Genomic DNA, 14,402 nt, shown 5'->3' with positions numbered 1-14,402 from the left:
AATAATTCAAGTGAATTTGTTTGAAAGAAGAACTTTAAAAGCTTTATTTTCACCCGATAAAATACCCATAAAACAAGAGGAAGCTCATTTGAGCTTCCTCTTGTGAAAAATTGTGGGACAGCAATGGCCTTAGGGCCTCTTTTTTTTATTTAAGTTATGAGTTTACGTAAGTTGTAGGAATCTTGTGTAATCAGAACCTTATAAAATGTTGCGAAAACAATAAAATACCCACCAAAGCTCAACAATATCCTTTAATCCCTTCCATATAAACTACGCATCTGTTGAATGATCTAGGGACACATATCATGTTTACAGATGGAAGAATTAAAACCTATGATGCTGTACGTGGGACTGGGAGTATTGAACTAAAAAATAATGCACAGGAGCTTAATTTTCAGTTAGATCAACTACCTTCACCTGAAATCGCGCCTCAAGTCGGAGAACGACTTAAATTTAGAATAATTGAAGAGCAAAATACGATTCAGCTGGAGAATATGGTACGTCTGGATATCAAGCATCAGGAAGAGTTCGTTTCTGAAGTAGTTGTATTACCATCTCTAGCTTCTACTTCTGCAATAGTCAATCCGGCACGCAATACTATTTTCTTTAGTCCCACACTCTGGTTGATTCTGGTAACAGCGATTGGATTTATAATTTTTGGAGAAATTTAAGTTAGGTTCTCATTTATTAAGATATTTGTCTCATCCTTCAAATAAAAAAAGCATCTTACGGTGCTTTTTTATTTTTAGAATTAAAAACGCTTTTTGAATACAATAGTTAAAAATATCAAACAATAGAGTGAATTATGTTTTTAGAGGGGAAGATCAAGACCTATAACGAAGAACGAGGTTTTGGTTTTATTGAGATAGCGGGTGAGTCAAAAGATTTATTCTTCCATATTAAAGACTTTCCAAATAAGAATGTGCCACCAAAAGTTGGGGAAAGGTTAAAGTTTCTCAAAGTACAGGATGCAGGCAAGTTTAAAGCAGACAATATTGTGCGTTTGGATCTCAAAACGGAAACCCCTCGACATACGCCTCAGTCACGAGCATTAGAAAATAAGCCTCGTATTACTCAACGAAAACAATCTCAAGAGAAGAAAAGTAGCTTTAGCACTTACATTGGATTTCTGATTATGATTGGCTTAGCCTATGCGGTTTATAACAAATATCAGGATTGGCAAAGCAGCAGAATACAGCCAGTAGAAGTGCAACGTATAGTTGAAGAACCACAAGTACAGCAGAATTTTAGCTGTGATGGACGACAGCATTGTAGTCAAATGAGTTCATATGAAGAAGCTTTATACTTTTTAAGAAATTGTCCAAATACTAAAATGGATGGTGATGGCGATGGGATCCCATGTGAAAGCCAATTTGGACATCGGTAAATAAAAAAAAGCGCCAAAAGGCGCTTTTTTTTATTGAAAGTGAAATTTATGCTTCACAGAATTTCATAAAGGCTTTAAGACCTGGTCCTTGATATTTTTGGCGGTGTACCAGCATAAATAAAGGACGGGTGAGTGACCAGAATGGAGTATTCAGAATGACCAGTTGACCTTTTTCCTGCAAAGGTTCAATCGCCAGCTTGGAAATACAGGACATCCCTAAACCACCTGCCACAATCTTCAGAATCGCTTCATTATGACCTAGAGTCAGACGAATATTGGCATCAGGTACATCTTTTAAAATGGCATTATCAAAGACTTCACGAGTTCCTGAACCTTCTTCACGTAAAATCCATTCAACCGATTTAAAATCTTCAGCAGTGAGCGGACGGTTTAGCTGAGCTAGAGGATGATCCGGCGCACAGCATACTGCCAGTTCATCATCGCGCCAATGAATACATTGCAGTTGTGGTAAATGGCAAGAACCTTCAATCAGGGCCAAATCTAGCTGGAACTGATTTACGGCTTCGATCATTTGACGGGTATTGCCGACCTGCAGTTGCAAGTGAGCCTGTGGCTGGATTTTCAGGAAATCCGCCATCAGATCTGGCATCAGATAGTCGGAAATGGTCAGCGTCGCACCGAGACGAAGGTCAATGCTTTGCAGTTCACCTTTGGCTGCCTGCTCGAAAGCTTCACAGCGGCCAAGGATTTCAAGAGCTTGCGGGAGAAGAAAACGACCTAAGTCATTGAGCTGTAAACGCTTACCAAGACGGTCGAATAAAGGCGCGCCAAGACCATCTTCTAAATCTGCTAAAGCCATACTCGCCGCACTTTGGGTGAGTTTGACTGCATCACTGGCTTTGGTGACGGTGCCTTCTTGAGCAACTGCTACAAAAACAGCCAACTGGCGTAAAGTCATGCGCATGAATAGAGCCTTAACATTTAAAAAATATTAATAAATTATGCTGTCATGCTACCATGAGCATAGTCTTTGATGCCACGTTTGAATCATGTCTATTGAAAAATTTAGCTTAGAAAAGGTTTTATCTGTACACCGTTGGACCAATACGCTGTTTAGTTTCACCATGACCAGACCTGCGCATTTCAAGTTTACGGCAGGACAGTTTGCGCGTATTGGCTTGAAAGTGGGGGATGAACTGGTCGTTCGGGCATATTCAGTCGTGTCATCGCCTTTTGATGAAACGCTGGAATTTTTTTCGATTGTGGTTCCGGAAGGGAAATTTACTTCGAATTTACAACATCTTAAAGTAGGCGATGAACTCTACTTAGAGAAAATTCCCTATGGCTATCTGACTTTGGCGCGTTATCAATTGCCATTACCACAAGATTTATGGCTGCTTGGCACAGGTACAGGTCTGGCACCATTTTTATCCATGCTGCAAGACTTTGAAACCTGGAATAAATATAAACATATTAACCTGGTTTATAGCGTCCGTACGCAAGACGAACTGGCTTATGTCGACCGTATTCAGGAAATTGCTGAGAGCTTTGGCGAAGGCCATACAGGTTTTAAATTTATTCCAATCATTACCCGCGATCCTGAAGCAGTGCTTCATCATCGTTTACCTATTTTGATTGAGAATGGGGAACTTGAACGGGCAGCAGGACTTCAGCTTAATCCTGAAACCAGTCACGTGATGCTCTGTGGTAATCCGGAAATGGTGGAAGATACCAAAGAAGCGCTAAAAGCACGTGGCCTGACTATGAACCGTCGTGGTGAAGGAAATATTGCGGTAGAGAATTATTGGTAATCCTTTATCACCCTCTCGTTGGGAGAGGGATGGGGTGAGGGTTCTTAAATAATTTACCTCTCCCTAACCCTCTCCCAAGAGGAGAGGGAATAAAACCTTTTCTCTTTATTAAAGGAGGAGGGGGGAGTGAATTTAAAAACAAAGAATTAAATAAACCGAATTTAATCCCTCCCAACCTCCCTTTAATAAAGGGAGGAGTTTTAGGCACAAAAAAACCTCCATATGGAGGTTTTTTTACTATTCAGGAATTAATGTACAAACATATCCATAAAGTCACGGATTTCCTGAATGGCAGTATCTGTATCGGTCGTTAACCAGGTCGGCTCAAAGAAACCAGCATAATGTTCAATTCGATCCGCAGGCACAACTAGACGTACCGGACAATCTTCTTCCAGTAGGCGCCATGGAATAATCGGAACGTCATTATCTAGCCAGGCCGCAACATTCCGTACATCAATGACCATGGCATTAATGCAGTCCGGAAAAGGCATTACCGACATTTCTTCAGTACGGCGGCGGAAATATTCCAGATCCTGCCAGCGTAGCATAAAACTTGGTTTGCTAAATTCAATGATTCCAATCAGATGCTGATCACGAGTGTAGTGCAAAGCACATTGATGTGTGACGTCAGTGTCAAGATCAAGCGATACACTCTGTTGACGATACGCCATAAAACTCGGGTGCATGAAAAATAAGGTGGATAATTATAACGTATTTTGCGCAAAGTAGCAGGTATATTGAAAAATGGTATTTTTACAGCATGTTTTAGCCCACTTAGAATGTGTTTAAAATTTAATAAAATCATAGTGGTATATTGTTTGTTTTATAGACAATTCAACTCCTGATAAATCAGCTAAAAACCGGCAGTATCAACTGTCTGGGAAGAGAGTTTCTAACCATAAGACCATAGTATGTTCAGGCTAGAAAATGCCTTTTTTTGAAACTAATACCAAGTTCATCAGACTCATACATATAACTTACATCCATTCACTATCTCACCATCTTTTGTCACAGAAGCTGTGATAACTGCTTGTTATGATAAAAATCTACTTATGAATAAGAAAGAGTGAGAATGGTCATGGTTGATGATTTTAATAAAAAACCACCTTTGCATGATCAGGCAGCAATTACGCAGAAGAAGCGCATTCCTGTCTATATCCTGATTTTGGTCGGTATCTTTTTACTGGCAGTCCTGTTCTATATGTTTGCAGATGTGAAGCCAGATGCGCCTGCGACCCAGCCTAATACACCAGTACCAGCGACTGAAGCCCCTGCCAATAATGGTAGTCCGGCGGCTACTCCAGGCGGTGAAAGCAATGAAGCAATGGCTACTGCAGATGATGCGATGACAGAAGCAACAGCCACTGTAGGCGAAATGTCACAAGATACAGCAGAAGCTACTGCAACTGATGCTCAACAGGCCACCCAATAATTGGAATTATTAAAAAAAGCTCTGGTTCATGACTAGGGCTTTTTTGCAATAGGTGGTGATGTTTTTCAAAGTTCTGTATCTCCAGGCAAGCTAAGCACAGGAAGTTCAAGCTTTATAAGCAATCGGAAAGAGCTGAAGATTTCAAAAATAAGCTCGTGAATTCAGACAAATAGCGTAATAACAAAGAGGGCAGAAAACATGAATGATTATATGAGAGGCCCACGTGGTGGCTATGATGCCATGTACTACTGGGATCAGTTTCATCCAATTCTTAGTGCAATTGCCATATTAGTCCTAGGTTGGATTATTGCATTACTCGTCTCGGCAGGTGTTAAAAAAATCTTGCAAAAACTAGGGACCAATACACACTTAAATGCAGCGACAGGACATCGCTCTAATGTCGAGAGTATTATCGCTCGTGTTGTGTTCTGGATTATTCTGATTATTGCGGTCATCGGTGCACTTAACGTACTGAATCTGACCGCAGTGAGTGGACCGTTCAGTAATATGATCCAGCAGTTCCTGCTCTTTATTCCACAATTGCTGGCGGCTATTGCTGTGGCCTTTGTCGGGTGGATTGTGGCGAATCTGGTCAAAGTCGGCTTGCAAAAAATGCTTGATCGCACCCAGCTGGATGAAAAGCTGAGTGCCGAAGTCGGTGTCAGCCCGATTAGCCAAAATATCAGTGAAATTGTTTACTGGCTGATTTTACTGCTGTTCTTGCCAATCGTCTTGTCGATTCTAGGTCTACATGGTTTATTACTGCCAGTGCAGAACATGCTGACTGATGTTGTAAGTTATCTGCCTAATATCTTCATTGCTGCAGTTATTGTATTTGTCGGATACATTCTGGCAAAAATCGTTCGCGGTATAGTTGAAGGTTTGCTCAACAGCCTGAATATTCAACATCAAGCTGAAAAAGTCGGCATTTTCAAAAACTCGAATGTCGCTCAACTGATTGGTTCATTCATCTTCGCAGTTGTAATTATTACGTCATTAATCATTGCATTTGAAGCACTGGGTATCGAAGCAATTTCTCAACCAGCAACTGCAATGCTGTATGAGATCATGAATGCCATTCCAAATATCATTGCAGCCGCACTGATTCTGATTCTGGCTTATGTGGTGTCTAGACTGGTAGCACGTCTGGTGACTGAAGTCGTTGCCGGAACAGGCGTAGATGAGGTTCCAGCTAAACTGGATCTGCAACGCTTCCTAGGCAAAACCAAACTATCAAGTCTGGTGGGTTATCTGATTGTACTGTTCACCATGCTATTTGCAGTTTCCGAAGCTGCGGACCGTTTAGGCTTTGAACAGGTGAGTGGCCTGATCGCGATGTTCATCTACTTCGGTGCAAACATCCTGCTAGGTGCTGTGATCCTGGTGATTGGCTTCTGGCTGGCCAATGTAGTTGCCAATATTGTGCAACGTGGTGAATACAACAGTTCACGCTGGTTAGCGAACCTAGTTCGTGTACTGATCATGGGTCTGGTCATTGCGATGGGTCTACGTGCCATGGGCATTGCTGACTCGATCGTGAATCTGGCCTTCGGTTTAACTCTGGGTGCTGTTGCTGTGGCATTTGCCTTGGCCTTTGGTCTCGGTGGCCGTCAACCAGCAGAACGTGTACTGACTGATTTGATCGATAAAGCTAAACGAGAAGCTAAAGAGCCGAATCCTTTGAAAAATGAAACTAATATCATGACTTCAGGCTTAGGTGCTGATGTCAGTGGTACTACAGGTGCAGGCAGTTCAACTACAGGAGAAAATATTGTGCCGAATCAAGATCAATCACAAGATGACAATGCGCCGATGCGTACCAATTTATCCAATAGTACGCCAGCGACCTTGACCACTGCACCGCAGGATGATGAAGCTTCAGGTGTAGATCAGGTGACACCAGATGTCGATCAGGCTGTACCGGATTCGCTTCAAGTTGATCCAACTCATCCACCAGCGAATAATCCATTTGGTTCTACAGGTGAAGAAGAACCGGATGTCGATAGTCATCCAAAAAAAGATGACCCGAATTAACCTGTTCTATTTAAACATAATCGGCCACGCTTGAGTGGTCGATTTTTTTAATCCTGAGGAAATCTGAATGAATGCCAAGAAACCGAATAATCTGTTAGCACCCTTAGTGATAGCAGGCATAACCATTGGCTTTTTCACGGCTGCTTATCGATTTGTCTTTGTGAAAAGCAAACAGGATGAGCAGGCTGAAAAAGAGCTGGATAAGAAAATACCTGATCCAGACGAATTTAACTAAGTCGAAATACTGCCTAGTCACTATACATAGAATTTCTTTTTTAAAAAATATAGAATATTTAAGTGAATACTAAAATGATTTTGGTATTTTTCTTGCATTAAAAATATAAAGAAAAAGGAGATCAATAAGATGTGGAAAACATTTCAGCATAAATTCATGGCACCTATGGCAGATCAAGTACCCTTACATCTGCAGGAAGCGGCTCAGAAAATGCAACTGACGATTGACCGTTTAGAAAATACGGCCAATCTCAGCCTGTTTAAAACGGATTATCTGGAATAAGCGAAGTATTTTCTCTTCCCAGATCATCTTTGTATTAAACATATTCCGATGCGGCATGTGCTGATGACCATGCCCATTGGAAGTTAAAACCTCCCAAATGACCAGTCACATCCAGTATTTCGCCCACAAAATACAAGCCTTTCTGCTTTTTGCTTTCCATTGTTTTAGATGAAACTTCGGTTGTATCTACGCCGCCCAAAGTCACTTCAGCTGTCCGGTAACCTTCAGTTCCAGAAGGCTTCAGTTCAAAGCCACTTAAACGTTTGGCAATCTGTTCCAGCTTGTCATCACTAATATTGCCAATGGGTGTTTCAGCTACTTCAGTCCAGATCAGATTCTGTAATTCTAGTACTACACTTTTCGGTAAATATTCGGTCAATAGAGTGCGTAGCAGAACTTTAGGCTGACTCTGTTTTTTAGATTTAAAGAAATCAAACAGGTCGACACTTGGTAAGAAATCGACCTTAAAGCTTTGGCCAACATCCCAGTAATTTGACAGCTGTAGGGAGCTAGGGCCACTTAGGCCACGATGGGTAAACAGTAAAGCTTCAGTAAAACTGTTTAAATCATTGGACAGCGTGGCTTCGACTGCATTACCGCTTAGACGGGTGGTGATTTCCTTGAAACTATCCGAGAAAGTAAAGGGCACCAGACCGGCACGGGTTGGATAGACATGATGTCCAAACTGTTTGGCAATCTCATAGCCGATGCCTGAACCACCTAAGGTTGGAATAGACAGGCCACCTGAAGCAACCACAACCGATTCTACTTCAAAATATCCTAAAGAAGTGGCTACTTGAAATCCTTGATCGTCTACAGTGTTGATAGCTTTCACTTCGCAGTTGGTTTTGATCTCGACCAGACCGGTTTTGTCACATTCGGACAGCAACATCGCCAGAATTTCTTTAGCACCATTTAAGGTGAATAACTGTCCATGTTTACGTTCTTCATATTCGATGCCATATTCGCAGACCATGCCAATAAAATCCCAATTGGTATAGCGGGTCAGTGCTGAAATCACGAAATGCGGATTGTGCGAGATGAAATTTTCAGGTTCGACATAGAGGTTGGTGAAATTACATTTGCCACCACCGGACATCAGGATTTTCTTACCCACCTTATTGGCTTTTTCAACGACTACGACTTTACGACCACGTTGTGCTGCCATATAGGCCGTCATTAAACCTGATGCACCTGCACCTATGACCAAAACATCGTATTGCTGAACAGACATGACACACTCAAGGGAGAAGAAAGGGGAGCATTATAGACAATTTTATTTCAGCTTTGGCTATTCTTGAAAGGGGCTGCCCGAATTACAACGTGTTAGCGAATATTTATCATAAATAATTTGAAGCAGCTGGCGGATTCATGCATAGTTTTGTCATGCCTAAAAAATAATCACAATGAAAGGAATAATTTATGACGGATACGGCAGCATACAAACAATATAATCTGATCAGCTATATTCTTCATCTACTGGGTTTTTTCCTGGGAATAACCCCATTAATCGCCATTATCATGAATTATATCAAACGTGATGAAATGCGAGGCACCTGGCTGGAAAGTCATGTGGACTGGCAGATTAAAACCTTCTGGTTCAGCTTGCTGGGTTATATTCTAGGTGGGCTGCTCACCGTGATTCTAATCGGTTTTGTGATTATTTTTCTTGTCTTTGTCTGGCACGTCTATCGACTGGTAAAAGGGCTGATTGCCTTAAACGGAAATAATCCGATAGGCATTTAAGTTTCGATCAGAACTCTAAGCGAGTTAAATATTTCGACCTTGTAGTCCACCAGTATGCAGGATCAGCAGTTTTGTTTCTGGTGGAAAGCAGCCTTTTTCAATCAGATTTGAAATTCCCAACAGCATTTTTCCAGTATAAATTTGCTCTAAGGGAATATCATATTCAGCTTCAAAGTGCTGTATAAACTGGATCAGTTCAGGAGTGGTTTTGGCATAACCACTGCAACAATAATCATCGAGAATGGACCAGTTTCTTTTCTTGGTCAGTTTAGCCACCTCCTTATTCAGGAAATCGCCTTTTAAGGCAGAAAATCCTACTACCTGTTGATGAGGCTGGCTGGCTTCAATCAAACCTGTAATCGTGCCACCAGTGCCTACAGCACAGCAGATCACGTCAAATTGTGCATCGCCGTCCTTTAGAATCTCCTGACATCCCCGAATCGCCAATGCATTAGTACCGCCTTCAGGAATGATGTAATGTGCAGGAAACTTTTGTGCTAACGCTTCTAGATAATTAGCGTCCTGTTTACGTCGATATTCTTCACGACTCACAAAATGTAACTGCATGCCAAATTGTTGTGCCAACGCTAAAGTAGGATTTAAAGGCTGATGGGCCAGTTCCTCACCCCGAATAATGCCGACACTCTCAAAGCCAAAATGCCGTGTTGCAAACGCCGTTGCGGCAATATGATTGGAATAAGCGCCACCAAAAGTAAGCAGCTTTTTAAAGCCAAGTTGCTGTGCTTCCAGAAAGTTGTATTTCAGTTTAAAAAACTTGTTGCCTGATATTTGCGGATGCACCAGATCCAGACGGCGTATGGTTACAAACCTGTCTTTCAGCCAGATGCGCTGGTCTGGAATATGCTGGGCGATTTTTTCAAACATGGTATTTTCATAAGCTAAGAATGAGCAAATTATAGCGAAATAGAATCAGCAGGATGGCAGAATCATGAGCTCCTTAAACTAAGAATAAAATTTTGTAGATTGTCACAATTCATATGCTGAAAATTTAAACAAATTTGCTAATCTGAATCTTATAGGGAACTTAGAGGAGGATAGAATAATGAAAATACTATCCTGTACGATTTTAAGTGTATTGCTCTTAGTAGGCTTATCTGGCTGCGATGATCCTTTGAATAAGCCTAAAACTGATACACGAAGCATGATCATTGGCGGAGTGCCGGTGCATGACCATGATTATAAGATGCTTGATTCATCCCTCACCGCTCAAGACCAATTGAAGAAATAGCCGGATTTCGCACAAATATTGCATCATTTGTGTAGAAATATTAAAGCAAAATAAATTATTTTTACTTAAAATAAGCCATTCATTTTAAGTTTGGATGGTCACGTGGAATCATTTTGGATTTTAGGTTCAATTGCCTTTGCCCTCATGTTAGGTGCAATGAGCCCAGGACCAACTTCTATTTATGTAGCGAAAAATTCAATTGCGATCTCACGTAAACATGGCCTATTTACAGCTTTAGGTACTGGTACTGGGGCGGCTATTTTTGGTCTGCTGGCAGTTCTGGGTTTGCAGGCATTTTTGCTGGCTGTGCCATCTGCTTATCTGGCGCTTAAAATTTGTGGTGGTTTATATCTGCTCTGGTTGGCTTTTAAAATTATCAAGCATGCCAAAGAACCGATCGATGCAGGCGATGACAGTCAAACTCAAATGTCCTTACGTCGTGCTTATATGACAGGTTTGATTACTCAATTATCTAACCCAAAAATTGCCATTGTATTGGCCAGTATTTTTACTGCGCTTTTGCCAAAAGAAATTCCAACTTACTTTTATTTTGTATTACCGGTTTTATGTTTCTTTATTGATGCAGGCTGGTGCTCGCTGGTGGCCGTTGCACTTTCTGCTGAAAAGCCACGTCGAGTATATTTGAAGTTTAAAGCCGGTTTTGACCGTGCAGCAGGGGCGGTCATGACCGTGCTGGGATTAAAGCTGATCTTTGGGATGAAGTAATTTTCCAATTATCGCAGACCATAAAAAAAGCCCCAATGATTCGGGGCTTTTTTAATTTGGTTCTTAAAAAATATTTTCTTCCGAATTTGCCGAGATCCGGTGAATAGATAAATCCGCACCGGTAAATTCTTCTTCCTGACTCAGACGAATACCGATCAACACTTTCAGCAGACCATAAACCAGAAATCCACCCACCAGAGCTACTACAATCGCCAGTACGGTGCCGAATAGCTGTGAAATAATAGAAACACCGCCCATGCCTCCGAGCCATTGCTGACCGAATACACCGACAGCAATTCCACCGAAAGCACCACATACACCATGCAAAGGCCAAACCCCTAATACATCATCCACTTTAAGTTTATTTTGGGTATAGGTGAATAGTTTTACAAAAATCACGCCTGCGCTGATTCCGATAAATAATGCACCCAGTGGATGTACCACATCAGAACCTGCACAGATGGCAACCAGTCCGGCTAATGGACCATTATGCAAGAAGCCCGGGTCATCTTTACCCGCTACTTTTGCTGCAATAGTTCCACCGACCATCGCCATTAGAGAGTTAATCGCAACCAGTCCGGAAATAGCATCCAGGCGTTGTGCACTCATTACATTAAAGCCAAACCAGCCAACAATCAGAATCCATGAGCCTAGAGCAAGGAAAGGGATAGATGATGGTGGATGTGCAGTAATCCGGCCATCATTCTTATATCGACCATTACGTGCACCAAGTAAAACGACTGCAGCCAGAGCAATCCAGCCTCCCATGCCATGCACGACCACAGAGCCGGCAAAGTCGTGGAAGTTGGCACCGAAGGTATTTGCCAACCAGTCTTGAAAACCAAAGTTGCCATTCCAGATCATCCCTTCAAAAAATGGATAAATCAGAGCAACTAAAAATAAAGTCGCTAAAGCCTGCGAACGCATTTTAGCCCGTTCAGCAATACCTCCCGAGATAATCGCAGGAATAGCTGCGGCAAAGGTCAGCAGGAAGAAACAGCGCATCAGGTTATAACCATGATCGGCTGCTAAAGTAGAGGCATCGTGGAAAAAATGCTGACCATAGGCAATATAGTAGCCCACCAGAAAGTAAGCGATGGCGGATAGGGAAAAGTCAGTTAGGATTTTACTTAAGGCATTGACCTGATTCTTATGGCGAACTGTCCCTAGTTCTAAAAATGCAAATCCTGCATGCATGGCAAGCACTAGAACTGCACCGAGAAGGAGAAATAATAAGTCTATATTTTGCATTGTGCGTTCCAATTTAGTGCATAGAATCACAAAAAAAATCCAGTATATAGAGGCAAACTGATTCGAAAAGAGTTACTAACAAGGGAAATTTTGATAAAGAATTTCTTGAAACTGACAAGACTCGATATAAAGCACAATAGAATTTTATGCACCAAACTAAGACATCATAAGAAAAGATAAAATTTAAATTTATATTTTGTTTTTTAGATATTTAGCTTTATCACAGAAAATGGTGTGTTAAAAATGTGTGCTAAAGGTGCACATGAAAAGTAAAAGGATTTTTAAGAAAAAATTTAAAAAAATTAAGTGATAGATTCTTTTGAATTGCAAAAGTACATCATGGTTTTAAATTTTAGAAGTCATGAAGACTATAACTTAGCTATATCTCCAATAAATAAAACCCTAAAAAATTAGGGTTTCATCCGGAGCTAAAATCTCTGAAGTATTCAATTAATCTTTAAAATGCACAGGAATCCATTGATAGCTCTTTCCATCTTTTGAGTAAATATGACCGATCCCTGGGAATGGTAAATGTGGTGCTGCAATGGTCTGGCCTTGCTTGGCATATTCAGCAAAATGCTTTAAACGGGTTTGCACCGCAGTTTTAGGATCAACATCGAATTCTATGGCTGTTTCAGGTTTGTCGAATTGCAAGGTATGTGAATGGACGATGTCACCGACAAATACGACTTCTTGACCATCTGCTTTGAGTTTAAAGCTGTAATGCCCTGGGGTATGACCAAAGGATGGCTTAAACTCGATCCCACCAAAGGCTAAAGATTTATCAGAAAAGACTTTCACTTTTTTAGCTTTTTCATAGGGTGCAAGGGCTGCTTTAATTTTCTCTACGGTGCCTAAGAAACCCTCCTGCTGGTCTTTCGGTAGTTTTTTGACGGTATTTGGACTTAGCCAGTAGTCATATTCGGTTTTGGAAATATGTAAGGTGGCATTTGGATAATTTGCTGCACCGTTATTTGAAATACCACAAACATGGTCAGGATGGAGATGAGTCAGGAAAATACTACTCACTTGCGCAGGTTGATAACCTGATGCCTTGAGGTTGTTATAAATTGACCCTAAGTGTGCACCAAAGCAGCTTGCAGCACCGCTATCCACCATGAGTAGTTGATTGCCTGTATTAATCAGGAAAGCATTGACTGAAGTCTGTATACCTTTGGCTTGATCAGCATGATATTTCTTTAAAATCTCAGCTTTTTCTGCATCAGTTAAGCCTTTAAACATTGATGGATTTAAGTAGTTTGTACCATCGAGAAGGGCGGTAATCTGAGTATTACCAATTTGGTGATGATAGTAGCCAGCGACTTGTTTTTGTGAAGTAATCGGTGCAGGTTCAGCAGCCTGACTCACACTTACACCCAAAACAGAAAATGAAAGTAGAGAGGTGAGGAGGGAGGTCTTTAAAATATTCATGGCAATTCTTATGGTTGTGAAGTTTATGCTATGTATTAGCATGTAAAGCATGAAAATAGAATATAAAAATATTTACCTTTTTTAAAAGAGAGAAGAGGAATTGAATATCTGTACTAGGCATTCAGTTTGAATCTGTATATTGATTTTTTAAGAAAATATAAGTTTTTTTCTAAAAATATTTTTATAAATAAAATACTTAGATAAATTTCACTTTTATAAAAAAGCCCGTTAACATGGGGCATTGCAAACAGCCTTGGGTATCACTATGAGTTTTTGGAAAAAGAAAAATAATGCAGCATTTGTATTTTTCATTATTACCTTATATTCATTGCTGGGCTTCGGCATTGGCTATGTCATCTGGGAATTTTTCCTTGATAAATAAGTGCTATCTGATTTATTGATCGATCTAAAAAAGCCTCTAAAGATAGAGGCTTTTTTAATAAGCAATTATTTACTGCATTCAGGCTGAGAACGGTCAATAATTTGAGTGCCTTCTACGCGATAGCCAATTTGGCCTACAAGAAATGCTTGATTTAGTTGAGTGATGACTACATCAGAAAGTGCTACTGCACAACGATCTTTTTCAATGGCACGATCTACTGCTGTTTTGAAATTTGGAATACCTAAAGGGAATAAAATTACTGGAACTTTATCTTCGCCTTTAACGCGTTCGCCTTTAACGAACTGAGTTGAGTTTAGGTTAAAGTTTTTAGTTGAAGCTACAGTCATATCAGCCATACGAACTGAACATCCTGTGAATACAATTGTTGATGCTGCTAAAGCTGAAACTAGTAATTTTTTCATGTTTACCCCGAATAATTCTAAAAATAAAAAAGCGTTTAGATTCTATAGATATA

Annotated in this window: 18 protein-coding genes; 11 read left to right on the top strand and 7 right to left on the bottom strand. The window is 40.6% G+C overall.

The features are described 5' to 3' along the window. The first annotated feature begins 305 nt into the window (after window positions 1-305). On the top strand, window positions 306-671 hold the full coding sequence (locus FTU03_RS07710) for a hypothetical protein (protein ID WP_004785062.1): 366 nt from the start codon (window positions 306-308) through the stop codon (window positions 669-671). 134 nt (window positions 672-805) lie between these two features. Then, a complete protein-coding gene (locus FTU03_RS07705) occupies window positions 806-1,387 on the top strand; it encodes a cold shock domain-containing protein (protein WP_159124401.1) in 582 nt (193 codons plus the stop codon). A gap of 46 nt (window positions 1,388-1,433) precedes the next feature. Here the strand turns inward: FTU03_RS07705 and gigC are convergent, their stop codons facing one another. Beyond that, window positions 1,434-2,312, bottom strand: coding sequence for a LysR family transcriptional regulator GigC (gigC, locus tag FTU03_RS07700; RefSeq protein WP_159124400.1), 879 nt, complete (start codon window positions 2,310-2,312; stop codon window positions 1,434-1,436). A gap of 85 nt (window positions 2,313-2,397) precedes the next feature. Here gigC and FTU03_RS07695 point away from each other — a divergent pair, with 85 nt between their 5' ends. Then, on the top strand, window positions 2,398-3,159 hold the full coding sequence (locus FTU03_RS07695; protein WP_159124399.1) for a ferredoxin--NADP reductase: 762 nt from the start codon (window positions 2,398-2,400) through the stop codon (window positions 3,157-3,159). Between the two features lie 248 nt (window positions 3,160-3,407). On the opposite strand, the gene FTU03_RS07690 is transcribed toward FTU03_RS07695, so the two are convergent. Beyond that, a complete protein-coding gene (locus FTU03_RS07690) occupies window positions 3,408-3,830 on the bottom strand; it encodes a hypothetical protein (protein WP_005237048.1) in 423 nt (140 codons plus the stop codon). Between the two features lie 407 nt (window positions 3,831-4,237). On the opposite strand from FTU03_RS07690, the gene FTU03_RS07685 reads away from it, so the two are divergent. From FTU03_RS07685 to FTU03_RS07670, 4 genes are all read left to right on the top strand, one after another. Then, window positions 4,238-4,591 (top strand): hypothetical protein, encoded by a 354-nt coding sequence (locus tag FTU03_RS07685; protein ID WP_034702043.1) that lies wholly within the window; start codon window positions 4,238-4,240, stop codon window positions 4,589-4,591. A gap of 198 nt (window positions 4,592-4,789) precedes the next feature. After that, the gene (locus FTU03_RS07680) at window positions 4,790-6,625 is read left to right on the top strand and encodes a mechanosensitive ion channel (RefSeq protein WP_159124398.1); all 1,836 of its coding nucleotides are present in this window, start codon (window positions 4,790-4,792) and stop codon (window positions 6,623-6,625) included. Window positions 6,626-6,692: 67 nt separating this feature from the next. Further along, a complete protein-coding gene (locus tag FTU03_RS07675) occupies window positions 6,693-6,860 on the top strand; it encodes a hypothetical protein (protein WP_179992650.1) in 168 nt (55 codons plus the stop codon). Between the two features lie 129 nt (window positions 6,861-6,989). Continuing rightward, entirely contained in the window at window positions 6,990-7,142 is a 153-nt protein-coding gene (locus FTU03_RS07670) for a hypothetical protein (protein ID WP_179992649.1), read from the top strand. A gap of 34 nt (window positions 7,143-7,176) precedes the next feature. Here the strand turns inward: FTU03_RS07670 and FTU03_RS07665 are convergent, their stop codons facing one another. Further along, entirely contained in the window at window positions 7,177-8,376 is a 1,200-nt protein-coding gene (locus FTU03_RS07665; protein ID WP_179992648.1) for an NAD(P)/FAD-dependent oxidoreductase, read from the bottom strand. Window positions 8,377-8,564: 188 nt separating this feature from the next. Here FTU03_RS07665 and FTU03_RS07660 point away from each other — a divergent pair, with 188 nt between their 5' ends. Beyond that, window positions 8,565-8,888: a hypothetical protein gene (locus FTU03_RS07660; protein ID WP_179992647.1), complete on the top strand. Its 324-nt coding sequence runs from the start codon at window positions 8,565-8,567 to the stop codon at window positions 8,886-8,888. 24 nt (window positions 8,889-8,912) lie between these two features. On the opposite strand, the gene FTU03_RS07655 is transcribed toward FTU03_RS07660, so the two are convergent. Next, the gene (locus FTU03_RS07655) at window positions 8,913-9,773 is read right to left on the bottom strand and encodes a 1-aminocyclopropane-1-carboxylate deaminase/D-cysteine desulfhydrase (protein WP_179992646.1); all 861 of its coding nucleotides are present in this window, start codon (window positions 9,771-9,773) and stop codon (window positions 8,913-8,915) included. Window positions 9,774-9,951: 178 nt separating this feature from the next. Between FTU03_RS07655 and FTU03_RS07650 the strand changes: the two genes are divergently transcribed. Together FTU03_RS07650 and FTU03_RS07645 are read left to right on the top strand one after the other, a co-directional pair. Continuing rightward, window positions 9,952-10,137, top strand: coding sequence for an NF038215 family lipoprotein (locus tag FTU03_RS07650; protein ID WP_034702009.1), 186 nt, complete (start codon window positions 9,952-9,954; stop codon window positions 10,135-10,137). Between the two features lie 102 nt (window positions 10,138-10,239). Next, window positions 10,240-10,863, top strand: a complete 624-nt coding sequence (locus FTU03_RS07645) for a LysE family translocator (RefSeq protein WP_004785033.1) — start codon at window positions 10,240-10,242, stop codon at window positions 10,861-10,863. A gap of 63 nt (window positions 10,864-10,926) precedes the next feature. Here FTU03_RS07645 and FTU03_RS07640 read toward each other — a convergent pair whose 3' ends face one another. Further along, complete coding sequence (locus FTU03_RS07640) at window positions 10,927-12,114, bottom strand: ammonium transporter (protein WP_034702004.1); 1,188 nt, start codon at window positions 12,112-12,114, stop codon at window positions 10,927-10,929. Between the two features lie 450 nt (window positions 12,115-12,564). Then, window positions 12,565-13,545, bottom strand: a complete 981-nt coding sequence (locus FTU03_RS07635; protein ID WP_179992645.1) for an MBL fold metallo-hydrolase — start codon at window positions 13,543-13,545, stop codon at window positions 12,565-12,567. A 265-nt stretch (window positions 13,546-13,810) separates the two neighbouring features. Here FTU03_RS07635 and FTU03_RS16350 point away from each other — a divergent pair, with 265 nt between their 5' ends. After that, the gene (locus tag FTU03_RS16350) at window positions 13,811-13,927 is read left to right on the top strand and encodes a hypothetical protein (protein WP_373683639.1); all 117 of its coding nucleotides are present in this window, start codon (window positions 13,811-13,813) and stop codon (window positions 13,925-13,927) included. Window positions 13,928-13,992: 65 nt separating this feature from the next. On the opposite strand, the gene FTU03_RS07630 is transcribed toward FTU03_RS16350, so the two are convergent. Continuing rightward, on the bottom strand, window positions 13,993-14,349 hold the full coding sequence (locus FTU03_RS07630; protein WP_034581100.1) for a hypothetical protein: 357 nt from the start codon (window positions 14,347-14,349) through the stop codon (window positions 13,993-13,995). Window positions 14,350-14,402 lie beyond the last annotated feature (53 nt).

Origin of the sequence: Acinetobacter sp. YH12046 (assembly GCF_013419905.1) — a bacterium.
Taxonomy (GTDB): domain Bacteria; phylum Pseudomonadota; class Gammaproteobacteria; order Pseudomonadales; family Moraxellaceae; genus Acinetobacter.
This window is presented reverse-complemented; position numbering and strand designations above follow the sequence as displayed.